This window comes from Poseidonocella sp. HB161398 (genome assembly GCF_005870025.1).
Taxonomy (GTDB): Bacteria; Pseudomonadota; Alphaproteobacteria; order Rhodobacterales; family Rhodobacteraceae; genus Mangrovicoccus.
The window spans coordinates 79,149-101,143 of the sequence record NZ_VATA01000022.1 but is presented as its reverse complement, the minus strand read 5'-3'; the positions used below and the strand labels follow the sequence as shown (position 1 = coordinate 101,143).

The window sequence follows — 21,995 nt, the reverse complement described above, 5'->3', positions numbered from 1 at the left end:
CCCCGATCGCGATGGAAGAGAAGCTGCGCTTCGCCATCCGTGAAGGCGGCCGCACCGTCGGCGCAGGCGTCGTCTCCAAGATCATCGAGTGATGATCTGACAAGGGATGCGGGGCCCTGGTTCCGCTTCCCTTTCTTTTTGAATTTCGGGCGGTTCGGGGGCGTGAAACGCTTGCGAATCTGTCCGTTTCGGGCCAAAAGGCCCGACCCCCAAGACCTTCGGGAATGCAAGTGGGGCGCATAATGATGTGCGCTCCACCTCTCGTTTCCTTAGCCGCGAAAGCATAACCAAATGCAAAGCCAAAACATTCGCATCCGGCTGAAGGCGTTTGACTACCGGGTTCTGGACGCCAGCACCCAGGAAATCGTCAATACCGCCAAGCGCACGGGCGCACAGGTGCGCGGGCCCATCCCGCTGCCGAACAAGATCGAGAAATTCACGGTTCTCCGCGGTCCGCACGTCGACAAGAAGTCGCGCGACCAGTTCGAGATCCGCACGCACAAGCGTCTGCTCGACATCGTCGATCCGACCCCGCAGACCGTCGACGCTCTGATGAAGCTCGACCTGGCTGCCGGCGTCGACGTCGAGATCAAGGTCTGAGGGAGGGTATAGGATTATGCGCTCCGGAGTGATCGCCAAGAAGGTGGGCATGACCCGCCTGTTCATGGAAGACGGCCGCCAGATCCCGGTGACCGTGCTTCAACTCGACGCCCTGCAGGTGGTTGCACAGCGCACCGCCGACAAGGACGGCTATTCCGCAGTCCAGCTCGGCGCCGGCACTGCAAAAGCCAAGCGCGTCTCCAAGGCCATGCGCGGCCATTTCGCAGCTGCTTCGGTCGCCCCGAAGCGCAAGCTGGTCGAATTCCGCGTTGCCCCCGAGAACCTGATCGAGATCGGCGCAGAGATTTCTGCCGAGCACTATGTTGCCGGCCAGAAAGTCGACGTGTCGGGCACCTCGATCGGCAAGGGCTTCGCCGGTGCCATGAAGCGGCACAATTTCGGCGGTCTGCGCGCGTCGCACGGCGTGTCGATCTCGCACCGCTCGCACGGCTCCACCGGTCAGTGTCAGGACCCGGGCCGCGTGTTCAAAGGCAAGAAGATGGCCGGTCACATGGGTGCTGCCCGTGTCACCACCCAGAACCTCGAAGTCGTCCGCACCGACGCCGGCCGTGGCCTGATCATGGTCAAGGGCGCCGTTCCGGGCTCCAAGGGCGGCTGGGTCACCATCAAGGACGCCGTCAAGAAGAAGCTGCCGGAAGGCGTGCCGTTCCCGGCCGCTCTGAAGGCTGCGGAAGCTGCGGCCGCTGAGGCCCCCGCCGAGGCTCCGGCCGAAGGAGGGAATGAATAATGAAAGCTCCCGTTATCAAGCTCGACGCGGGCGAAGCCGGCGAAGTCGATCTGAACGACGACATCTTCGGCCTGGAGCCGCGGGCTGACATCCTGCACCGCGTGGTCCGCTGGCAGCGTGCGCGCATGCAGCAGGGTACCCACAAGGTCAAGACCCGGTCCGAGACCAGCTACTCGACCAAGAAGATCGTGCGCCAGAAAGGCTCTGGCGGCGCCCGTCACGGCGACCGCAACGCACCGATCTTCCGCAAGGGTGGCGTCTACAAGGGCCCGACCCCGCGCAGCCACGAGCACGACCTGCCGAAGAAATTCCGCAAGCTCGGCCTGAAGCACGCGCTGAGCGCGAAGCAGAAAGCCGGCGAACTGATCGTGATCGAGGACGCCAACCTGGCCGAAGCCAAGACCAAGGCGCTTGCCGCTGCGGTCAAGAATCTCGGCTGGAAGCGTGCGCTGATCATCGACGGCGCAGCGGTCAACGAGAACTTCGCCAAGGCCGCGGCCAACATCGAAGGTCTCGATGTGCTGCCGAGCCAGGGCGCCAACGTGTACGACATCCTGCGCCGCGACACCCTCGTGGTGACCAAGGCCGGGATCGAAGCTCTGGAGGCTCGCCTGAAATGAGCGTGAAGCCGGAACATTACGACGTCATCCGTCGTCCGATCATCACCGAGAAGGCCACCATGGCCTCCGAAGCCAACGCGGTCGTCTTCGAAGTCGCCATCGACGCGACGAAGCCGCAGGTGAAGGAAGCCGTGGAAACCCTCTTCGGCGTCAAGGTGAAGGCCGTGAACACGACCATCACCAAGGGCAAGGTCAAGCGCTTCCGCGGCATGCTGGGCAAGCGCAAGGACGTCAAGAAGGCCTATGTGACCCTCGAAGAGGGCAACACGATCGACGTCTCCACGGGTCTCTGATCCGGACGTCCTTCGGGCCACGACATCGAGAAAGCCCCCGCCGAGCGCGGGGGCTTTTTTCATGTCCGGCCGCCATCTCCGCGCTATGTCGGGAGTCGGGACCGGAAGGGGAGGCGAACGTGCTGTCGCGGATCAGGCGCTGGATCACCGAAGGGGTGCGGGTGCCCGAGGACCGGACCGAGCCCGGCGCGGCGGCCCTGGCGCTCTACCGCAGGATGGAGGGTCTCGACGCAGATCCGTATCTTCAGGTGGTCGACTGGCAGCTGCGGCTGATCTCGGTCTTCGACGAGCTTAGGTACGACCGGGCCGACGCGGACATCCTGTCCGCGGGAATGCGGCGCCACGCGCTGGCGAAGCTCGCGCCGCTGGGCTTCCGCCAGGTCTCGGGCACGGTCTTCCGCCATGCGGAGGCGGATGTGAACGTGGTCCTGCCGAAATTCCATGCCCTCGGCGCGTCGCCTTTCGACGCGACCCGCCACAGCCCCAAGCGGCTCTGCGATTTCTACCTGCTGACCCCGACCCAGGCCGCCTGCCGGCTGATCGACACCTGCCCGGCCGCGGAAGCCGTCGAGCGGGTCAAGGCGCTGGTGGCCAAGCATCCGGTCAACGTGCTGCGCATCGGAGACTACCTGGAGGACCGGGCCGAGCACCGCGCCTTCGAAGGCGCGATCGGGCACTTGCGCTATGTCCAGCGGGTGGCGATAGAGAGCACGGATTTGCGGCACCGCCGCGGCCTTGGCTGAAAGCAGCGGCGCGCAGGGACTATGCGCTGGACGCGGTGTCACCCTTCTGTTAAATGCGGCGGACCTGAACGGCCTCGGATTCGCTCCGGGGCCGCAGTTTTTGAATTCGGGCACCTACGGGGGCCTTCACTACTGGGACCTACGGGGCCCTCTAACAACGGAAGACAGAAACTATGGCACTCAAGTCGTATAAACCGACGACGCCTGGCCAGCGCGGGCTGGTTCTGATCGACCGTTCGGAGCTTTGGAAAGGGCGTCCGGTCAAATCCCTCACTGAGGGTCTGACCAAGTCGGGCGGCCGGAACAACACCGGACGGATCACCTCTCGCCGTCGTGGCGGTGGCGCCAAGCGCCTGTACCGCGTCGTCGATTTCAAGCGTCGCAAATTCGATGTGGCGGCAACCGTCGAGCGGATCGAATACGACCCGAACCGGACCGCCTTCATCGCGCTGATCAAGTACGAAGACGGCGAGCAGGCCTACATCCTCGCGCCCCAGCGTCTTGCTGTCGGCGACAAGGTCGTGGCCGCTGCCAAGGCAGACATCAAGCCGGGCAACGCAATGCCGTTCTCGGGCCTGCCGATCGGCACGATCGTCCACAACATCGAGATGAAGCCCGGCAAGGGCGGCCAGATCGCACGCGCTGCAGGCACCTACGCCCAGTTCGTCGGCCGTGACGGCGGCTACGCCCAGATCCGCCTGTCCTCGGGCGAACTGCGCCTGGTCCGTCAGGAATGCATGGCCACCGTCGGTGCCGTGTCGAACCCGGACAACTCGAACCAGAACTTCGGCAAGGCCGGCCGCATGCGCCACAAGGGCATCCGTCCGTCCGTCCGCGGCGTCGTCATGAACCCGATCGACCACCCCCATGGTGGTGGTGAGGGCCGCACCTCCGGTGGCCGTACCCCGGTTACCCCGTGGGGCAAGGACACCAAGGGCATGCGCACCCGTAACACCAACAAGGCGTCGCAGAAGCTCATCATCCGCTCGCGTCACGCCAAGAAGAAGGGCCGCTAACCCATGGCACGTTCCGTTTGGAAAGGGCCTTTCGTGGACTCCTATGTCCTCAAGAAGGCCGAAAAGTCCCGGGATTCCGGGCGCAACGAAGTGATCAAGATCTGGTCGCGCCGCTCGACGATCCTGCCCCAGTTCGTGGGTCTGACCTTCGGCGTCTACAACGGCCACAAGCATATCCCGGTGAACGTCACCGAGGACATGATCGGCCAGAAATTCGGCGAATATTCTCCGACCCGGACCTATTACGGTCACGCGGCGGACAAGAAAGCGAAGCGGAAATAAGCCATGGGCAAGGAAAAGAATCCCCGCCGCGTGGCTGAGAACGAGGCAATGGCGAAAGTCCGCATGCTTCGCACCAGCCCGCAGAAACTGAACCTCGTCGCGCAGCTGATCCGCGGCAAGAAGGTCGAGAAGGCCCTGGCCGACCTCACCTTCTCCGAGAAGCGGATCGCCAACGACGTGAAGAAATGCCTGCAGTCGGCCATCGCCAACGCAGAGAACAACCACAACCTCGATGTGGATGAGCTCGTCGTGGCAGAAGCCTTCGTCGGCAAGAACCTGGTGATGAAGCGCGGCCGTCCGCGGGCGCGTGGCCGCTATGGCCGGATCATGAAGCCGTTCTCTGAACTGACCATCAAGGTCCGCCAGGTCGAGGAGCAAGCCTAATGGGTCATAAAGTCAATCCGATCGGCATGCGCCTCCAGGTCAACCGCACCTGGGACAGCCGCTGGTACGCAGACACCAAGGACTACGGCGACCTTCTTCTCGAGGACATCAAGATCCGCGAGTTCATCAAGAAGGATTGCAAGCAGGCCGGCATCAGCCGCGTGATCATCGAGCGCCCGCACAAGAAGTGCCGGGTGACCGTTCACACTGCGCGCCCGGGCGTCATCATCGGCAAGAAAGGCGCGGATATCGAAGTCCTGCGCAAGAAGCTGGCATCGATGACCGCCTCCGAGCTGCACCTGAACATCGTCGAAGTCCGCAAGCCGGAACTCGACGCCCAGCTGGTTGCCGAGTCCATCGCGCAGCAGCTGGAGCGCCGGGTGTCCTTCCGCCGCGCCATGAAGCGTTCCGTGCAGAACGCCATGCGCATGGGTGCCCTCGGCATCCGCGTGAACGTCGCCGGCCGTCTGGGCGGTGCCGAGATCGCGCGGACCGAATGGTACCGCGAAGGCCGCGTGCCGCTTCACACCCTGCGGGCCGATATCGACTACGCAACCGCCGAAGCCATGACGCCCTACGGCATCATCGGCATCAAGGTCTGGATCTTCAAAGGCGAGATCATGGATCATGATCCGTCCGCGCGGGATCGCAAGGCCCAGGAGCTGCAGGACGGTCCGTCCCCCCGCGGCGCCGGTGGTGATCGTCGTCGCAACCGCGACAACGACCGCTAAGGAGTTAGAAAATGCTTCAGCCAAAGCGTACGAAATTCCGCAAGCAGTTCAAGGGCCGCATCCATGGCGAAGCCAAGGGCGGGTCTGATCTGGCTTTCGGTCACTACGGCCTGAAGGCCGTCGAGCCCGAGCGCATCACCGCGCGCCAGATCGAAGCTGCACGCCGTGCCATGACGCGCCACATGAAGCGTCAGGGCCGCGTCTGGATCCGCATCTTCCCGGATCTGCCCGTGACCTCCAAGCCCACCGAAGTCCGGATGGGTAAGGGTAAAGGTTCGGTCGACTACTGGGCCTGCAAGGTCAAGCCGGGCCGGGTGATGTTCGAGCTGGAAGGTGTTCCGGAGGCAACCGCCCGCGAGGCGCTGCGTCTGGCCGCCATGAAGCTGCCGATCAAGACCCGCGTCGTGGTCCGCGAGGACTGGTAAGACCGGATCGCGCAAGCGAGACAGTTACAGGGCCCCTGCCGAGCGATCGGCGGGGGCCTTTCCTTTTGGCGGTTGACCGATGGCAGAGTGCGGGAAACGATGGCCGGGCCTCTTGCCTGTCCGGGTTTTCCGTCTTGCCCTTGATCGACCGCCTCCGGCGCCGTGCATGTCCCGATGAAATCGGCCCTCGAGAATTCCGTCGGGAGCTGTGGCGCGCCGCGCTCGCAGGTCTGGCAGGTCCCGTCATCTGGTTCGTGCCTCTCCTCTTCTTCCTGGCTTGGCGGGCCGGCTACCGGACCTGGTCCGGGCTGGAGATCCTGGCCATCTTCGGCCTGATTTTCGCACTGGGCCATGCCTCCCGGTCTGCATCGCTGCGGCTGAACCGGGCGGCGCTGGCGCGCGAGACGCGGGTCCTGGGACGCGTGCCCGAGGACATCAGGAAGAAAACCCCCTTCCGGACCGCCGGGCATCCGGTCTCGCGGGCCTCCGGGCAGGTCGTCGGCCTGATGCGCGGAGTTCCGTTTCTAGGCGCGATGCTGGCGGGGTGGGCCGGTCTCCTTGTGCTCTCGTCGCAGCGGGAACCTTATCCGTGGCGGCCAGAGCCCAACCTGTACCTGGAAATCGCCCAGGGCCTTGCCATGCTGTGCTGTCTCTATGATTTCATCAGCCGTGCAGCGAAAGGCGCCCGGCAGGTCCGCTGGCTCCTGCGCCGCGTGCCCGCCGACGGCTGACCGGCCCTGCGGCTTTCCTTGGCCGGGCAGTTGCACTAAGGCTCCGGCAACTGCAGCCGAAGGAAGCCCTCCGCCATGGCCGAAATCAAATCCCTCTTCGTGACCCGTCTCTACCGCGCCGGCCTCTCCGAGCTGGGGCATGACATCGACCCGCGCGAGCTGGAGACCTCCTGCTACGTCATCGCCGAGGATGACGAGGCCGGCCAGCAATGGTGCGAGGAGAACGGCTATCCCGGCTACACGTCCTATGCCTCGCTGACCGATCTGCCGTGGCGCTTCCCGGTCTTCGCCGAGCTGAAGAAGGCGCTCGACGCCCATGTCGCGGCCTTTGCGGAGGATCTGGAATTCGACCTCGGCGAGGGCAAGCTGGAGCTCGAGGACCTCTGGATCAACATCCTGCCCGAGGGCGGCATGCATGCCTCGCACCTGCATCCGCATTCGGTGATCTCCGGCACGACCTATGTCGCCATGCCCGACGGCGCCTCGGCGCTGAAACTCGAGGATCCGCGCTCCGCCCGGATGATGGCGGCGCCGGCTCGCCGCAAGGACTGCCGCGAGGAGCTGCGCACCTTCGTCTACGCCAGGCCCGCGGTCGGCGACGTGCTGCTGTGGGAAAGCTGGCTGCGCCACGAAGTGCCGATGAACATGTCCGAAGACGAGCGGATCTCGGTCAGCTTCAACTACAAATGGGTCTGACGCCCGGACGGTCCGGGCAGGGGAGGCCTCTCCCGGTCCTGACCGGCGGCATCGTCTCGCGCTGATTTTGGGCGCCCCCGAGCGTCCTGCCGACCGGGTCGAGGGCGCGGCGGCCCTCTTCGTCCGGCACAGTCTCCGGCTCATGACGCGGCAGGGGCCTCCGGCGCCGGAAGGGCCCGGTCGTGGCCCGTCCCCGGCAGCGTCCCGCCGTTCCTGCCGCCGGGCACGGCCATGGGCTGTCCCTGGCGTTCCGAAGCGGAGCCGCGACCGGCATCCTGACGCATGTCGCGGAAGCCGGGCGGACAAGCTCCGGACCCCGGGCGAAGGACGAGACGGAGGTCCGGTTCCCCCGCGGCCGGTGATCAGCCCCGGTTCCGTCATGGACGGCTGGGATCCCGTTCCCGTCTGCCGGAATGGATATCCGCTGGGCGATATTCGCCGGGGCGGTTTTTTTCCGCCCCTCCTGTAAGACGAGGGAGATGGCGCGAACACTGGTCCGAAAGCGCTGCCGGGAGCGCCCGGACACGGCTTGCCGCTGGCGGCGGGATGGGCGTGGCTGCAGAGTGGCTGCGCGCGGGAGAACAGAGCGGACGGCTGACGCGGGGAATTGCGCCGACTATCTAGGGGACAACCGGCGCGCTGCGCCAGAAAGGATGTCCCATGAAGAAGATCGGTTTCCTGTCCTTCGGGCATTGGAGCCCCGAGCCCGGCTCGCAGGTGCGGTCGGCCTCGGACGTGCTGCTGCAATCCATCGACCTCGCGGTGGCGGCCGAGGGGCTGGGCGTCGACGGCGCCTATTTCCGCGTCCACCACTATGCCCGCCAGCTCGCCTCGCCCTTCCCGCTGCTCGCCGCGGTCGGCGCGCGCACCTCGAAGATCGAGATCGGCACCGGCGTCATCGACATGCGCTACGAGAACCCGCTCTACATGGTCGAGGATGCGGGGTCCGCGGACCTGATCGCCGGCGGGCGGCTGCAGCTTGGCCTCTCGCGCGGCTCGCCCGAGCAGGTGATCGACGGCTGGAAGTACTTCGGCTACGGCCCGGCCGAGGGCGAGAGCCCGGCCGACATGGCGCGGCGCCACACCGAGGTCTTCCTGCACATGCTGAAGGGCGATGGCTTTGCCGAGCCGAATCCGCAGCCGATGTTCCCCAACCCGCCGGGGCTGCTGCGGCTGGAACCGCAATCGCCGGGGCTGCGCGACCGCATCTGGTGGGGGGCGGGCTCGAACGCCACCGCCGAATGGGCGGCCAAGCTCGGCATGAACCTGCAGAGCTCGACTCTGAAGGATGACGAGACCGGCGAGCCCTTCCACGTGCAGCAGGCCAAGCAGCTGCGCGCCTACAAGGCGGCCTGGAAAGAGGCCGGACATGCGCGCGCGCCGCGCACCTCGGTCAGCCGGTCGATCTTCGCGATCACCAACGACATGGACCGGCGCTATTTCGGCCGCGGCGGCAAGGAGCGCGACCAGTTCGGGATCATCGACCAGACCTGCTCGGTCTTCGGCCGCGGCTATGCCGACGAGCCCGACAAGCTGATCGATCAGCTGCGCCAGGACGAAGGGATCGCCGAGGCGGACACGCTGCTCTTGACGGTGCCGAACATGCTGGGCGTCGACTACAACGCCCATGTGCTGGAAAGCATCCTGACCCATGTCGCGCCGGCCCTCGGCTGGCGCTGATCCGGGCAGGGGCGGGGCCCCGCGGTCCCGCCCTCAGGCACTCTGCTGCAGGGTGCCGCGCAGATAGGCGGTCAGCGCGTCTTCGCTGAGCGGGCGGGAATAGGCATAGCCCTGCAGCATGTCGCAGCCCGACTGGCGCAGGACGGTGATCTGCTCCTCCGTCTCGACCCCCTCGGCGATGGTCTGGATCCCCAGCGTCTCGGCGATTTCGACAATGGCACGCAGGAGGTTGCGCGAGCGGTGGTCGCGCGCCACCGGCATGACGATCCGGCGGTCGATCTTCAGCGCCTGGGGCGCGATCTCCATCAGGCCGATGATCGAGGCATGGCCGGAGCCGAAATCGTCGATCTCGATCTCGATCCCGGCCTCGCGGATCATGTCGACATGGAACTTGAACGCGTCGCTCTCCTCCTCGACCAGGATGGATTCGAGCAGTTCGAACGCCACCTTTGTGTGGCCGTCGAGCAGCGAGCGCGCCATGTCGACCACGTCCGGGTCGTGCATCCGCCCGGAGCTGACATTGAAGCTGATCTTGGGAATGACCAGCCCCTTGGCGCGCCAGCGCTTCAGCGCCTCGCGGGATTTCAGCATCATGATCCGGTCGATTTCCGGCACCAGGCGCAGCTGTTCGGCGACATGCATGAAATCGCCCGGCACCAGCACGCCGCGTTCGGGATGGTTCCAGCGCAGGAGCGTCTCGACCCCGACCAGGCTGCCGTCGCGGGCCGAGACCTGCGGCTGGAAATAGGGGACGAATTCGTCGCGCTCCATCCCGGCATGGATCTCGGTCGCCAGGCGGCGGTCGTTGAGGATCCCCTGATGCAGGTCGGTGGTGAAGAACTCCATCCGGTTCCGGCCGCCCTGCTTGGCCTTGTAGAGCGCGGCATCGGCGAAAAGCTGCAGCTCGGGGCCGAATTCGGTCAGGTCGTCGGTATGGGCGATGCCGAAACTGGCGCCGAAGCGGCAGAGCCGGCCGTCATAGGCCAGCGGTTCCGACAGCTTGACCTGGATCCGCTCGATGATCTCGCGGGCATTCTCCTCGCTCATGCCGGGCGCGAGGATGATCGAGAATTCGTCGCCGCCGATGCGCGAGGCGAAATCCTCGCCGCGCAGGCAGTTGCGCAGCACCTCGGCGACGCGCATCAGCACCAGGTCGCCGGCCTCGTGGCCCAGCGTGTCGTTGACATACTTGAAATGGTCGAGGTCGATGCGGATCAGCACGCAGTCGCGGACCCGCGAGTTCTGCGCGTAGTTCAGCCGCTTGGCGATCATGCTGTCGTAGTAGCGCCGGTTCGGCAGGCCGGTCAGCCCGTCATGCAGCGCCTGGCGCTCGTTCTCGGCGCGCATCTTCTCGGCCAGCTCATGGGCGCGGCGCAGCTCCGCCTCGCGCTGGACGTCGCTGGTGACATCATGGATCGCGCCGGTCCAGATGACGCTGCCATCGTCCTCGCGGCGCGGGATCGCAGAGCCGGAAAGCCAGATCAGCCCGCGTTCGGGATGGTGCAGGCGGAAGCGCGCCTTCCAGGGGATCAGGCTGCGGGCGCTGTCGTCGATGCTGTTGAGGATATTGGGCAGATCCTGCGGGTCGATGCGGTTGAACACGTCCGCCGGCGTGTTGCGCCCGCCGGGGCCGAGGCCCAGCAGTTCCTCGAACCGGCCGCTGGCATAGAGGAAATCCTGCTGCCCGTCCGGGTGGCGGCGGAATTCGTAGAGCCCGACCGGGGCGATATCGGCGATCATGCTCAGCCGCGCATGCGCCTTGTGGACTTCGGCGGCGGACTCGGCGGCGAGATACTCGATCTCCAGCCGCTCTGTGATGTCCATGATATTGCCGTACCAGACGACCGCGCCGTCCTCCTGCCGCTCGGGGCTGGCGCTGCACAGGAGCCAGCGCTGGCCCCGTTCCGGGTGGTCGAGGCTGAAGCGGATCTCGATCTGGTCGGTGAAATCGTCGAGCTCCGCCAGGAAGCGGTTGGTGATCTGCGCCGTCTCCTCGGGTGAGACATTGCGGAAGATGGCATAGGCATCCGCCTGCATCTCTTCGCTGGCGACGCCCACCAGCTCGGGCAGCTTGGCGTTGAAATAGCGCCATTCGGCGGCGCCGCCGCTCTGCAGCCACAGCTCGAAGAGCGCCCCGGGCGAGTTCTCGGCGATGGTGTTCAGCCGCTCATGGGCGGCGCGCAGCTCCTCGGCGGCGCAGCGGGCGCGATGCTCCACCTCCAGCTGGTCGGTGACATCGAGCGTGTTGCCGAACCAGGTGGTGACGCCGTCCTCGCGGATATAGGGCAGCGCCTTGACCAGGATCCAGCGCAGCCCGCGCTCGGGGTGGTTTATGCGGTGCTGGTACTCGAAGGTCTGGCCGGTGCGGCGCGCCTCTTCGACCCGCTGCTTGGCCTCCGGCACGTCCTCGGGCAGGATATTGGTGTAGATCGCCCGGCCGTCGGCGGCGAGCGCCTCGCCCGAGATGCCCATCAGATCGGGCAGGGTCGCGCTGAAATAGCGGAAGATCATCTGCCCGTCGGGCGTCGACTGGTATTCGAAGAGCGCGCCTGGCGCGCGGTCGGCCAGCGCGTTCAGCCGGTCGACGGCGCGGCGCGCCTTGTCGGCAGCGCGGGCGAGCCGCTCCTCGCTGTCCTTCTGGCTGTCGATATTGAAGATCGCCCCGGCCAGGACGAAGGGCAGGTCCTGGGCCGAGCGGTCGATCTTGCGGGCCACGACCCGGTACCAGTGGTAGCTGCCGTCCTTGTGGCGCATCTGGGTCTCGGTGTCGTAGACATCGCGCGCGTCGGCGAAGAGCGCGTCCATCATCGCGACATCGCCGGGCAGGTGGTCGGGATGGATCAGCCCGCGCCAGCCGGCATCGGTGCAGGGGAACTCCCCGGGCTCGTAGCCCATCAGCCGGTAGGTCAGATCGGGCGCGAGACCGTCATCCAGCTCGGGATAGATCATGAAATGGCCGATCTGCCCCGCCTCGGAGGTGATCGCCATGACCTGCTCGCGCAGCTCCACCTTGGCGGCGGCATCCTGCGCCGCGCCGAGCGCCTCGGCCAGGCGCTGCTCGTTCTCCTTCAGCGCGTCGATGCGGGTATGCGCCCCGGCCAGGTAGGCCGGCTGGCCCGGGGCGGAGATCCGGCGGCCGATCAGCCGGTACCAGTGCCAGCTGCCATCGCCATGGCGCAGCCGCATCTCGGCATCGAAGACCTCGGTCCGGCCGCGCAGGAGCGCGACCAGCCCGCGCCGCGCCTGCGGCAGGTCGCCGGGATGGATCAGCCGCCGCCAGCCGCGCAGATCCGGGCGGAAGGCGCCGGGGGCGTAGCCCAGCTGGCGGAAGCCCTCGTCCTCCATCCAGGCCTCGCCGGTTTCCAGCCCGATCCGCCAGGCGCCCATCTCGCCGCAGCGCGCGGCGATGCTGAGGAGTTCGGCATTGTCCTTGGCGGCCTGGCGGGCGCGCTCGGCATCTTCCAGCGCCTCGGCCAGCCGGGCCTCGGCGGCCTTGCGCTCGGAGATGTCGACGAAGCTGCCGCAGATCATGTCGGGCAGGCCGATCTCGGAATTGTCGACGAGCTTGCCGACCGAGGAGATCCAGACCCAGTGGCCATCCGCATGGCGGAGCCGGAAATCGACGCTGATTTCGCGCTGCGTGCCGTCGAGCAGCGCGCCGAAGCCCGCGCGGGTCGCGGCGAGGTCGCCGGGATGCATCGCCGCGTCGAGCGCGTCGCGGCTGAAGCCCTCCGCCGGGGGCTGGCCGAGGATCGCCGCCATATGGGCGCCGATCTCGGCCTCGCCGGTGGAGGGGATATGGTACCACGGGACGACATTGCTGCTTTCCGAGGCGACGCGCTGCAGCTCCATCCGGTACTGCAGCCGCTGGCGGGCGGTCTCGGCCTCGTCGCGGGCGGCGCGGGCATCGGCGGCCGCGCGGTGCAGCAGATCCTCGGCCTCCTTGCGCTCGGTGATGTCCATGGTGATGCCGCAGATCAGCAGCGGCGCCTCCTCGCCCTGGCGGAGCGGCCGCGCCTCGGAGGCGAACCACAGCCAGCGGCCGTCGCGGTGGCGCTTGCGGTAGTCGACCTGGGCGACCTCCGTGCGGCCGGCGATCAGCCCCTGCAGGGCCAGGCGGACGGCGTCGATATCGTCGGGATGGACATCGCCCTGCATGCTGGCGAGCGGCTGCAGCAGCGCTTCGTCGGGCTGGCCGAGCGCCTGGCGCGGCGGGGTGGTGTACTGGACCATGCCGGTCGAGGTGTCGAGGAACCAGGCGACGGCACGGCCGGAATCGGTGGCGATGCGGAGCATTTCGCTGTTGCGGTCGCCCTCGGCGCGGGCGGCCTGCGCGGCCACCAGGGCCGTGCCGAGCCGCGCCGCGGCGGCCTTGCGCCGGTCGATATCGACGAGGCTGCCGCAGATCATCGGCGGCAGCCCGTTCGCGCCGCTGCGCCTCGCCGAGGCCTCGAACCACTTGTAGCGCCCGTCGCGGCAGCGCAGCCGGTACTCGAACCGCACCAGGCTGCAGCGCCCGGCAACCAGATCGCCGATCGCGCTGACCGACATGGGCAGATCCTCGGGATGGACCTGGTCGCGCAGCCAGGCGGCATCGGCAGGGGCGTCGCAGGGCTCGTAGCCGAGCAGGGTGTAGTAGCTGCCGGTCGCCCAGATGCGGTTGGTGCCGAGCTCGCAGTACCATTGCCCGAAACTCGCCGCCGCCGCGGCATCGTTGAGCACGCGGTAATGGTCCTCCGGCGGCAGCGGCACCGGCGGGCCGTTCGTCCCGGCGCCCTGCGCGGCGGAGAGCGGCCGCAGCTGCAGCACCGCCGGGGCGGTGGACGGATCGCCGCCGAGCGGGGTCAGCACGCAGTCGAAGGCCGCGTCGCCGCCGCCCGGGCAGGGGAAATCCGCGACGCAGCCTTCGGCGCAGCCCTCTTCGGCGAGCCGGGCGCGGGCGGCGTCGAGGCGATCCGCGGATCCGGGGCTGCAGAGGCGGCGCAGCACCTGGCCCGCCAGCACGGAGGAGGGGCGGCCGAGCGCCTCGGCCATGGCGGCATTGACGGCCAGGACCCGGCCATCGGGCGCAAGAAGGCAGGCAGGACCTGGAAGATCCTGCACGACGCGGCCGATTTCTAGCAGTCCGTCTTCCATTCTCATCCCAGTGCAGCGGTCGGGCACTGGTCAGGAATGGCGGCAAAAGCCTAACCCAAACTTGAAACCGGGGGGGTCGTTAAACTTGCGCGTTCTTTTCGGGCGGGCCCCGGCGGATCACAGGTCTATGAGGACCGTCTTGGTCTTCAGGCTCGACAGATAGGCCTCGCGGCCCAGGTCCTTGCCCAGCCCGCTGGCCTTCCAGCCGCCGGTCGGCAGGATGTGGTCGCGGGTGCGGCCGTAGCGGTTGACCCAGACCGTGCCGGCCTCGAGCCGCCGGGTCAGCCGCATCGCCCGGCTGAGATCGCGGGTATAGAGCCCGGCGCAGAGCCCGTAGGTCGGGTGCGATGCCAGGGCCATCGCCTCCTCCTCGGTGTCGAAGACCTGGAGCGTGGCGACGGGGCCGAAGATCTCCTCGGTGATTGCCGGGCTTGCGGCATCGACGCCGCCGATCAGGGTGGGGCGGTAGAAGCTGCCCGCGCGGTCGAACCGGCTGCCGCCGCAGAGGATCTCCGCGCCCTTGGCCACGGCGGCGCCGACGATGCCGTCGATCCGCGCCAGCTGCTTTTCCGAGATGATCGGCGAGAAGCCGGCCGGGTCCTCCCAGGTGGCGGCGGGGGCGGGGCGGGCAAAGCGCTCTGCCAGTTTCGCGGCCAGCTCGTCGGCGATCCCGCGCTGGACCAGGATGCGCGAGCCGGCGACGCAGAACTGGCCGGCATTCGGGAGGATGCCCTTCTCCAGGCTGTCGAGCACGACCTCCATGTCGGCATCGGCGAAGACCACCTGCGGGGATTTCCCGCCCAGTTCCAGCGTCATCGGCTTGATGCCGGTGCGGGCGATGTTCTCCATGATCTGCGATCCGGCACGGGTCGAGCCGGTGAAGCTGACCTTGTCGATGCCGGGATGGGCGACGAGCGCGCTGCCGGTCACCGGCCCGTCGCCGAGCACGATGTTGACGAGCCCCGCGGGGATCCCGGCCTTCACCGAGAGGGCGGCGACATAGAGCGTCGAATAGGGCGTCATTTCCGACGGTTTCAGCACCACGGCATTGCCCGCGGCAAGCGCCGGGCCGAGCTTCCAGGCGGCCATGGAGAGCGGGAAGTTCCAGGGCGTGATCGCGCCGACGACGCCGTAGGGCTGGGCGGAGATGAAGCCCATCTGGCTGTCGGCGGTCGGCACCAGCGTCCCGGCCTCCTTGTCGGCGAATTCGGCGAAGAAGCGGATCTGCTCGGCGGTGCTGGCGACATCGCCGCCGAGCGCCTGGGCGACGGGGCGGGAGGAGGCGACGGCCTCGATCCGGGCGATGGTCTCCGCCTCGGCCTCGATCAGGTCGGCCCAGGCATGCATGGCGCGGATCCGCGCCCGCGGCTGCCAGCCGGCCCAGCCCGAGAATTGCAGCGCGGCGCGCGCGGTCTCGACGGCGCGGTCGACCAGATCGGCATCCGCCCTCGGGATCGGCGGCAGGGCGCGGCCGTCGGACGGGGCGGCAAGATCGAGCGCGGCCTCGGCCTCGACGAAGGCCCCGCCGATGAAATGCGCGGCGGGCAGGCTCAGGGCGGCGGGGTCGAAGGCGAGGGACATGGCGGCGCTCCGGTCTCTGGGGGATCAGCTCTGTCCCAGTCCTAGCGCCGGGGCGGCGCTGCGCCTAGCGCCGGGCCCCGGCTGGCGCGGTCGAAACCGGAGGCTGGACCTAAGCGGGCAGGGCACTGCCCGGATCCTGGCCGCAGGAGGCCCCGGCTCGGGGCCGGGGCGCCGCGGGGCTTGCCTTTGCCGCCGCGCTCTGCTCAAAAACATGTATATACTTATCAGGGACCGACATGGCCGAAGAGACCCTCCTGCGCCCGGAGCTGGGCGCGCTTGCCCCCTATAATGCCGGGCTGACGATCGAGGAGATCGCCGGGCGCCCCGGCGTCACCCGGATTGCCAAGCTCGGCTCCAACGAGAACCTGCACGGGGCCTCGCCGCGCGTCGCCGAGGCGCTGGAGGCGGCGGCGCGGGCGACGCATCTCTATCCCGATCCGCAGGGGCGGCAGCTGGCGGCGGAGCTGGGCGCGATGCTGGGCGTGCCGCCGGGCTGGGTCGTTCTGGGCGACGGGTCGGAAGATCTGCTGAACGTGCTGGCGCGCGCGGTGCTGCGTCCCGGCGACCGGGTGGTGACGCTCTATCCCTCCTTCCCGCTGCACGAGGACTATGCCCGGATGATGGGCGCCGAGGTGGTGCGGATCGGCCTGACGCCGGAGGGGCAGGTCGATACCGGCGCCCTGGAGGCGGCGATGGCGGAGCCGGTGCGGATGGTCATGATCGCCAATCCGATGAACCCGGCAGGCAGCTGGCTCGACCCCGAGGGCCTCGGACGGGTTCTGGCGGCGCAGCGGCCGGACACGCTGCTGGTGGTGGACGAGGCCTATGTCGAATACGCCGCCCATGGCGATTTCCGCTCGGCGGCCGAGATGCTCGCGACGCATGACCGGCCGCTGATGGTGCTGCGGACCTTCTCCAAGGCCTGGGGGCTGGCGGCGCTGCGGATCGGCTTCGGCGCGACCAATGACGCCGAGCTGCGCCGCGGGCTCGACCTGGTGCGCACGCCCTTCAATACCAGCCACATGGCCCAGGTGGCGGCGCTGGCCGCGCTGTCCGATCCTGCCCATATGGAGGCTTCGGTGGCCGCCACGGTGGCCGAGCGCGCCCGGCTGGCGCGCGGGCTCGAGGCGCTGGGGCTGCGGGTGCTGCCCTCGCTGGGGAACTTCCTCTTCGCCGAGACCGGGCAGCCCTCCTCGGAGGTCGCGGCGCGGCTGCTCGACCGCGGCGTGATCGTCAAGCCGTGGAAGCAGCCGGGCTACGAGCGCTGGCTGCGGATTTCCGTGGGGCTCGAGGCGGATACCGACCAGGTGCTGGCGGCGCTGAAGGCGGTGCTCTAGCCTTCGGGCGGGCGCCGTTCGATCCCGCGGGCGGCGAGCTCGGCATCCACCATGTCGCGGATCGCGGGGATCACGGGGCGGTGGCGGGGATAGACCGGCTGATGCCGGTCGTCGGTCACGGGCCGGTCCCAGCCGTCGGTGGTGGCGAAGAAGGCCGCCACCCCGGCCTCGCCGAAATGGTGCTGGTAGCCTTCGGCGACCACGTCGAGATAGCTCAGAAGGATGCTGCCGCGGCCGGTCCCGGCGCGGTGGCGGCCGGCGACGGAATAGACCTGCACGGCCTCCTCGGCGCGTTCGTCGGTCATCTGCGCGGTGACCGGATGGCGGTCATAGGCGTATTCGCGTTGGTCGAGCGCGCGCCAGTCGCCGCCCGGCACCTGCGCGACCAGCCCGTCGATGGCGCTGCCCGGGGCGGGGCGGGCCGACAGGAAGGCGACCGGGCGCAGCGTGGTCAGGCACCATTCGCGCCGCCACCCCTCCAGCCGCGCGGCGCGCAGCGGGCGGTTGTCATGGGTCAGATGGTTGACCAGCGAGCCGTAGCCGAAGAACCAGCCCATCAGCCGCCATCCCTGAGGAGCAGGCTGCGCTTGCGCGCGACGGTCTCGCGCTCATGCGCCTGCAGGCCCTTGCGGAAGGAGCGCTCGACGAAGTCGATATGGGCGACGGCGGCGGCCTCGGCGGCCTCGGGTTCGCCGGCCAGGATCGCCTCGCCGATGGCCAGGTGCTGCTCTACCAGGAGCTTGCCAGAGCCGTCGATCGATTGCAGGAAATGGCGGTTGTAGAACACGCCCTGGCGGGTGAGCTGGAAGATCGAGCCCATCATGTGGATCAGCGTGCGGTTGTGGCTGGCATCGACCACGGCCGAATGGAAGGCGGCATCCGCCTCGCGCGAGCCCTGGTCGTCGGCATCGACCCAGGTCTGGCGCAGCCGCTCCATGCAGGCGCGGATGATCTCGCGGTCGGGCGCGGTGGCCCGCTCGGCGGCGAGCCTGGCGGCAAAGGCCTCCTGCGTGCGGCGGTATTCGAGATAGTCGAAGAAGGCGACCGGGTGGCGGGCATAGAGGTCGATCAGCGCGGGCGACATCGCCTGGCCGGTCAGCGCGGCAACGAAGGTGCCCTCGCCATGGCGGGTGACGATCAGCCCGGCCTCCTCCAGCCGCTTCAGCGCCTCTCGCAGCTTCGGGCGCGAGACATCCATCAGCTCGGCCAGGTTGCGTTCCGAGGGCAGGCGGGTGCCTTCCTTGAGAATGCCCGCGACCAGCATGTCCTCGATCTGGGCGACGACCGAGTCGGCGACCGAGTCATGATCCACGGGATCGAAGAGCTGTTCCGACATCAAGTTCCGGGCCTGCAGAGGGTGAAGATCCAGTCAGGAGGTCAAGAGACTATTCCACAAGAGCTGCGGCCTGTTCCATCGCAAAACGCACCGGTTATGCAGAATCCAGCTATCCGTCATGCATTTTTCATGACGCTAGGAAAACTTTTCAAGCGTTTACAGTGTTTTAAACATTTGACATTTTCTGAATTCCTCCGTTAACCATTGCGTGAGGGGTGCGTAAGGTCGCCGCAGGATCTCGAAACCGGGTTCTCCGTGTCAGTGGTCAACTTTATAAACCTCTTATCAGGGGGGGTGCGGGAGCCACCCGGTTCTGTCGGCGTCCGTCGGGCGCCGAACGCTTTTGGAGGAGCACATGAAGAAATCCCTTATCGGCCTCGCGGCCGTCGCCGGCATGCTTGCCGCGCCCATGGCCGAGGCCGCGGACAAGCTGCTGCTGAAGACGCCGGTCGCCTTCTCGACCGCGCTTCCGGGGCTGGGCACGCCGCTGCCGCGCGTCGCCGAGCAGCTGGAGCTGATGTCCGGCGGCACGATGCAGATGCGCATCTACGAGCCCGGCAAGCTGGTGCCGCCCTTCGAGATCCTCGATGCGGTCTCCACCGGCAAGGTCAATTCCGGCTACACGATCTCGGGCTACTGGGCGGGCAAGATGCCGGCCTCGCCGATCTTCTCGGCCGTGCCCTTCGGCCCGGACGCGGGCGAGTTCATGGCCTGGATGTTCTACGGCAACGGCCTGAAGCTCTACCAGGAAATGTACGACGAGGGCGGCTACAACGTGCAGGTCATCCCCTGCGCGCTGAACGCGCCGGAAACCGCCGGCTGGTTCGCCGAGGAGATCACCTCGCCCGAGGACATGCAGGGGCTGAAGATCCGCTTCTACGGCCTCGGCGGCAAGGTGCTGGAGAAGATGGGCGCGGCCGTGTCGCTGATCCCGGGCGGCGAGATCTTCCCCGCGCTGGAGAAGGGCGCGATCGAGGCGACCGAATTCTCGATGCCCGCGGTGGACACCCGCCTCGGCTTCTCGAAGCTGGTGAAGTACAACTACTTCCCGGGCTGGCACCAGCAGGCGACCTTCTTCGAGCTGCTGGTCAACAAGGACGTCTATAACGACATGTCCGAGCAGCACCGCGCGATCCTGCACAATGCCTGCATGGCCTCGCTGGCCGACAGCTTCGCCGAGGGCGAGGCGTCCCAGTTCAAGGTCATGAACGACAATGTCGCCAACGAGGGCGTCACGATCGAGCAGTGGTCGCCGGAAATGCTGGCCGCCTTCGAGGCCGCCTGGGAAGAGGTCGCCGCCGAGGAGGCCGCGAACGACCCGTTCTTCGCCAAGGTCTGGGCCGACCTGTCGGAATTCCGCGACGGCTACGAAGTGTGGAAGGTCAACGCCTTCCTGCCGCGGAAGTGACCGCCGCATCCTAGAGACCTGCCGCGGGGCGCCATGAGGCGCCCCGCTCCGGTTTCCGGTCGGGCCCGCCGGCAGAATGCGGCCGCTTTCATCGAGACGAGGAGAGCCCCGGCAGGCGCCGGCGGCAGGGACGAGGACGACGCGCCATGCAAGGCTACCAGCAAGAGGACCGGCTCGACGATCCGGTCGGCACTTACGAAGGGCTCCTGGAGCATCCCGATATCGACGACCAGCCGGTCGCGAAGGCGATCGAGACGGGGGTCAAGACCGTCGGCCATGTCGTCATGCTGGCCAATGTGGTGCTGGTCCTGGCGATCGTCAGCCAGGTGGTGATGCGCTACGCCTTCAACATGAACTTCCCCAAGCTCGACGAGCTGCAATGGCATCTCTACGGGCTGGTGACGATGATCGGCATCTCCTACGCGATGGTCTCCGACAGCCATGTGCGCGTCGACCTCCTCCACATGCAGCTGTCGCGCCGGGCGCAAAGGGTGATCGAGGTGATCGGCATCCTGGCGCTGGTCTTCCCCTTCATCTGGCTGATGGTCGACCAGGGCTACGACTATTTCTACGAGAGCCTCCGCGTCAACGAGAGCTCGGACAGCCCCTCGGGCCTGCCCTACCGCTGGATCCTCAAGGGCGTGATCCCGGTCAGCTTCATCCTCCTGGGCCTCGCGGCGCTGGCGCGGCTGATCCATGACGGCCATGCGCTGATCTTCGGCGGCCCCTCCGAGCGCGAGGGCCGGGACCTGCGGATCATCCTGCTGACGCTGCTGGGCTTCGCCGTCGTCGGCTACGCGCTGACCTTCCTCGTCGAGTACACCGAGGAGAAGCTAGTCATCGCGATGTTCCTGACCTTCATCGCGCTCCTCTTCACCGGCTTCCCGGTGGCCTGGACGCTGGCGGGGGTCGGCGTGCTCTTCTGCGGCATCGCCTTCCTCTATGACAACGACCTCTTCGGCCTGCCCGCGATGATCGGCTGGGAGAGCTTCGAGGGCACGCTGACCGGGCTCGACTACCTGACGCTGGGCGCCACGGTGAACCGGGTCTACGCCACCATGGCCAATCCGGTGATGGTCGCGCTGCCGATGTTCATCTTCATGGGGCTGATGCTCGACGAATCCGGCGTGGCCGAGAAGCTGATGACCGCGATGCAGCGGCTCTTCGGCACGGTGCGCGGCGGGCTGGCGCTGACCGTGACGCTGATCGGCATCATCCTCGCCGCCTCGACCGGCATCATCGGCGCCTCGGTCGTGCTGCTGGGCGTGCTGTCTCTGCCGACGATGATGGCGCAGAACTACTCGAAGCCGCTGGGCGCGGGCGTCGTCGCGGCCTCCGGCACGCTCGGCATCCTGATCCCGCCCTCGATCATGCTCGTCATCATGGCCGACCAGATGGCGCTGTCGGTCGGCGACCTCTTCATGGCGGCGGTCTTCCCGGGCTTCATCCTCGGCGCGCTCTATCTCGTCTACATCTTCGTCATCGCGCTGGTGAAGCGCGACGTCGCCCCGGTCCCGGCCGGTGCCAAGGCGCCCGACTGGGCGGCGGTGAAGGACGTGGCGATCGCGGTGCTGCCGACCCTGGGGCTGATCCTCGCCGTGCTGGGCTCGATCTTCGCGGGCATCACCACCCCGACCGAAGCCTCGGGCGTGGGCGCGCTCGGCGCGACGCTGCTGGCGCTGCTCTACCGGAAATTCACCTTCGCCAAGCTGTGGAATGTCTGCAAGGCGACCTTCAACACCACCGCCTACATCTTCGCCATCTTCCTCGGCGCGACGGTCTTCTCCTTCGTGCTGCGCGAGCTCGGCGGCGACTTCCTGATCGAGGAGATGATCTCGGGCACCGGCTTCGGCCCCAACGGCACCGTGATCTTCATTCTCTTCATCGTGTTCCTGCTGGGCTTCGTTCTCGACTATATCGAGATCACGCTGATCGTCCTGCCGCTGATGGCGCCGGTCATTGCCGGGCTGGATCTGGCGATCCCGGGCTTCGGCGAGCTCGACGATGCCGCGCTGGTGTGGTTCGTGATCCTGGTGGCCGTGACCTTGCAGACCTCGTTCCTGACCCCGCCCGTGGGCTTCGCGCTCTTCTATCTCAAGGGCGTCTGCCCGCCCGAAATCAAGCTGATGGACATCTACAAGGGCATCATCCCCTTCGTGCTCCTGCAGCTTCTCGGCCTCGCGCTGGTCTTCCTGTGGCCCGCGCTGGCGACATGGCTGCCCTCGGTAGCCTACTGACACGACGGAAA

At 67.5% G+C, this 21,995-nt stretch carries 21 protein-coding genes; 17 read left to right on the top strand and 4 right to left on the bottom strand.

Annotated elements, in window-relative coordinates:
• The 14 genes from FGX59_RS39330 to FGX59_RS18190 form a co-directional block, all read left to right on the top strand.
• On the top strand, nt 1-92 hold a 92-nt coding region (locus FGX59_RS39330), incomplete at its 5' end, for a hypothetical protein (protein WP_093363049.1).
• A 199-nt stretch (nt 93-291) separates the two neighbouring features.
• Nucleotides 292-600 (top strand): 30S ribosomal protein S10, encoded by a 309-nt coding sequence (gene rpsJ / locus FGX59_RS18250; RefSeq protein ID WP_108261210.1) that lies wholly within the window; start codon nt 292-294, stop codon nt 598-600.
• Nucleotides 601-616: 16 nt separating this feature from the next.
• Complete coding sequence (gene rplC / locus FGX59_RS18245) at nt 617-1,348, top strand: 50S ribosomal protein L3 (protein ID WP_138468568.1); 732 nt, start codon at nt 617-619, stop codon at nt 1,346-1,348.
• A complete protein-coding gene (gene rplD / locus FGX59_RS18240) occupies nt 1,348-1,968 on the top strand; it encodes a 50S ribosomal protein L4 (protein WP_138468567.1) in 621 nt (206 codons plus the stop codon). The genes rplC and rplD overlap by 1 nt, the downstream gene beginning before the upstream one ends.
• Nucleotides 1,965-2,261: a 50S ribosomal protein L23 gene (locus FGX59_RS18235; protein WP_138468566.1), complete on the top strand. Its 297-nt coding sequence runs from the start codon at nt 1,965-1,967 to the stop codon at nt 2,259-2,261. Before rplD ends, FGX59_RS18235 begins: the two co-directional genes overlap by 4 nt.
• A 119-nt stretch (nt 2,262-2,380) precedes the next feature.
• Nucleotides 2,381-3,004, top strand: a complete 624-nt coding sequence (locus tag FGX59_RS18230; RefSeq protein ID WP_138468565.1) for a hypothetical protein — start codon at nt 2,381-2,383, stop codon at nt 3,002-3,004.
• A gap of 173 nt (nt 3,005-3,177) precedes the next feature.
• Nucleotides 3,178-4,020 (top strand): 50S ribosomal protein L2, encoded by an 843-nt coding sequence (gene rplB, locus FGX59_RS18225; RefSeq protein WP_138468564.1) that lies wholly within the window; start codon nt 3,178-3,180, stop codon nt 4,018-4,020.
• Between the two features lie 3 nt (nt 4,021-4,023).
• Nucleotides 4,024-4,302 carry a 30S ribosomal protein S19 gene (gene rpsS, locus FGX59_RS18220; RefSeq protein WP_138468563.1) on the top strand — a complete coding sequence of 93 codons (279 nt, stop codon included), beginning with the start codon at nt 4,024-4,026 and terminating at the stop codon, nt 4,300-4,302.
• A 3-nt stretch (nt 4,303-4,305) separates the two neighbouring features.
• Nucleotides 4,306-4,686, top strand: a complete 381-nt coding sequence (rplV, locus tag FGX59_RS18215; protein ID WP_138468562.1) for a 50S ribosomal protein L22 — start codon at nt 4,306-4,308, stop codon at nt 4,684-4,686.
• Complete coding sequence (gene rpsC, locus FGX59_RS18210; protein WP_138468561.1) at nt 4,686-5,417, top strand: 30S ribosomal protein S3; 732 nt, start codon at nt 4,686-4,688, stop codon at nt 5,415-5,417. The genes rplV and rpsC overlap by 1 nt, the downstream gene beginning before the upstream one ends.
• Before the next feature lie 11 nt (nt 5,418-5,428).
• Nucleotides 5,429-5,842 (top strand): 50S ribosomal protein L16, encoded by a 414-nt coding sequence (gene rplP / locus FGX59_RS18205; protein WP_138468560.1) that lies wholly within the window; start codon nt 5,429-5,431, stop codon nt 5,840-5,842.
• A gap of 134 nt (nt 5,843-5,976) precedes the next feature.
• Nucleotides 5,977-6,573: a hypothetical protein gene (locus FGX59_RS18200; RefSeq protein WP_138468559.1), complete on the top strand. Its 597-nt coding sequence runs from the start codon at nt 5,977-5,979 to the stop codon at nt 6,571-6,573.
• 75 nt (nt 6,574-6,648) lie between these two features.
• On the top strand, nt 6,649-7,269 hold the full coding sequence (locus FGX59_RS18195; RefSeq protein ID WP_138468558.1) for a TIGR02466 family protein: 621 nt from the start codon (nt 6,649-6,651) through the stop codon (nt 7,267-7,269).
• 660 nt (nt 7,270-7,929) lie between these two features.
• On the top strand, nt 7,930-8,949 hold the full coding sequence (locus FGX59_RS18190) for an LLM class flavin-dependent oxidoreductase (RefSeq protein ID WP_138468557.1): 1,020 nt from the start codon (nt 7,930-7,932) through the stop codon (nt 8,947-8,949).
• Between the two features lie 33 nt (nt 8,950-8,982).
• Here FGX59_RS18190 and FGX59_RS18185 read toward each other — a convergent pair whose 3' ends face one another.
• Nucleotides 8,983-14,085 (bottom strand): PAS domain-containing protein, encoded by a 5,103-nt coding sequence (locus FGX59_RS18185; RefSeq protein WP_171060699.1) that lies wholly within the window; start codon nt 14,083-14,085, stop codon nt 8,983-8,985.
• Between the two features lie 117 nt (nt 14,086-14,202).
• Complete coding sequence (locus tag FGX59_RS18180) at nt 14,203-15,666, bottom strand: aldehyde dehydrogenase (protein WP_138468555.1); 1,464 nt, start codon at nt 15,664-15,666, stop codon at nt 14,203-14,205.
• Nucleotides 15,667-15,902: 236 nt separating this feature from the next.
• Here FGX59_RS18180 and hisC point away from each other — a divergent pair, with 236 nt between their 5' ends.
• The gene (gene hisC / locus FGX59_RS18175; RefSeq protein WP_138468554.1) at nt 15,903-17,003 is read left to right on the top strand and encodes a histidinol-phosphate transaminase; all 1,101 of its coding nucleotides are present in this window, start codon (nt 15,903-15,905) and stop codon (nt 17,001-17,003) included.
• Here the strand turns inward: hisC and FGX59_RS18170 are convergent.
• Together FGX59_RS18170 and FGX59_RS18165 are read right to left on the bottom strand one after the other, a co-directional pair.
• A complete protein-coding gene (locus FGX59_RS18170) occupies nt 17,000-17,560 on the bottom strand; it encodes a gamma-glutamylcyclotransferase family protein (protein WP_138468553.1) in 561 nt (186 codons plus the stop codon). The genes hisC and FGX59_RS18170 overlap by 4 nt on opposite strands.
• Nucleotides 17,560-18,339, bottom strand: a complete 780-nt coding sequence (locus tag FGX59_RS18165; RefSeq protein ID WP_138468552.1) for a FadR/GntR family transcriptional regulator — start codon at nt 18,337-18,339, stop codon at nt 17,560-17,562. The genes FGX59_RS18170 and FGX59_RS18165 overlap by 1 nt, the downstream gene beginning before the upstream one ends.
• Before the next feature lie 355 nt (nt 18,340-18,694).
• On the opposite strand from FGX59_RS18165, the gene FGX59_RS18160 reads away from it, so the two are divergent.
• Nucleotides 18,695-19,747 (top strand): TRAP transporter substrate-binding protein, encoded by a 1,053-nt coding sequence (locus tag FGX59_RS18160; RefSeq protein ID WP_138468551.1) that lies wholly within the window; start codon nt 18,695-18,697, stop codon nt 19,745-19,747.
• Between the two features lie 146 nt (nt 19,748-19,893).
• On the top strand, nt 19,894-21,984 hold the full coding sequence (locus tag FGX59_RS18155; RefSeq protein WP_138468550.1) for a TRAP transporter large permease subunit: 2,091 nt from the start codon (nt 19,894-19,896) through the stop codon (nt 21,982-21,984).
• The last annotated feature ends 11 nt before the right edge of the window (nt 21,985-21,995 follow it).

What these genes read in the sequence shown, in the direction of transcription:
- rpsJ (WP_108261210.1), top strand. Translation starts at nt 292, where the DNA reads ATGCAAAGCCAAAACATTCGCATCCGGCTGAAGGCGTTTGACTACCGG.
- rplC (WP_138468568.1), top strand. Translation starts at nt 617, where the DNA reads ATGCGCTCCGGAGTGATCGCCAAGAAGGTGGGCATGACCCGCCTGTTC.
- rplD (WP_138468567.1), top strand. Translation starts at nt 1,348, where the DNA reads ATGAAAGCTCCCGTTATCAAGCTCGACGCGGGCGAAGCCGGCGAAGTC.
- FGX59_RS18235 (WP_138468566.1), top strand. Translation starts at nt 1,965, where the DNA reads ATGAGCGTGAAGCCGGAACATTACGACGTCATCCGTCGTCCGATCATC.
- rplB (WP_138468564.1), top strand. Translation starts at nt 3,178, where the DNA reads ATGGCACTCAAGTCGTATAAACCGACGACGCCTGGCCAGCGCGGGCTG.
- rpsS (WP_138468563.1), top strand. Translation starts at nt 4,024, where the DNA reads ATGGCACGTTCCGTTTGGAAAGGGCCTTTCGTGGACTCCTATGTCCTC.
- rplV (WP_138468562.1), top strand. Translation starts at nt 4,306, where the DNA reads ATGGGCAAGGAAAAGAATCCCCGCCGCGTGGCTGAGAACGAGGCAATG.
- rpsC (WP_138468561.1), top strand. Translation starts at nt 4,686, where the DNA reads ATGGGTCATAAAGTCAATCCGATCGGCATGCGCCTCCAGGTCAACCGC.
- rplP (WP_138468560.1), top strand. Translation starts at nt 5,429, where the DNA reads ATGCTTCAGCCAAAGCGTACGAAATTCCGCAAGCAGTTCAAGGGCCGC.
- FGX59_RS18195 (WP_138468558.1), top strand. Translation starts at nt 6,649, where the DNA reads ATGGCCGAAATCAAATCCCTCTTCGTGACCCGTCTCTACCGCGCCGGC.
- FGX59_RS18190 (WP_138468557.1), top strand. Translation starts at nt 7,930, where the DNA reads ATGAAGAAGATCGGTTTCCTGTCCTTCGGGCATTGGAGCCCCGAGCCC.
- FGX59_RS18185 (WP_171060699.1), bottom strand. Translation starts at nt 14,085, where the DNA reads ATGGAAGACGGACTGCTAGAAATCGGCCGCGTCGTGCAGGATCTTCCA.
- FGX59_RS18180 (WP_138468555.1), bottom strand. Translation starts at nt 15,666, where the DNA reads ATGTCCCTCGCCTTCGACCCCGCCGCCCTGAGCCTGCCCGCCGCGCAT.
- hisC (WP_138468554.1), top strand. Translation starts at nt 15,903, where the DNA reads ATGGCCGAAGAGACCCTCCTGCGCCCGGAGCTGGGCGCGCTTGCCCCC.
- FGX59_RS18170 (WP_138468553.1), bottom strand. Translation starts at nt 17,560, where the DNA reads ATGGGCTGGTTCTTCGGCTACGGCTCGCTGGTCAACCATCTGACCCAT.
- FGX59_RS18165 (WP_138468552.1), bottom strand. Translation starts at nt 18,339, where the DNA reads ATGTCGGAACAGCTCTTCGATCCCGTGGATCATGACTCGGTCGCCGAC.
- FGX59_RS18160 (WP_138468551.1), top strand. Translation starts at nt 18,695, where the DNA reads ATGAAGAAATCCCTTATCGGCCTCGCGGCCGTCGCCGGCATGCTTGCC.
- FGX59_RS18155 (WP_138468550.1), top strand. Translation starts at nt 19,894, where the DNA reads ATGCAAGGCTACCAGCAAGAGGACCGGCTCGACGATCCGGTCGGCACT.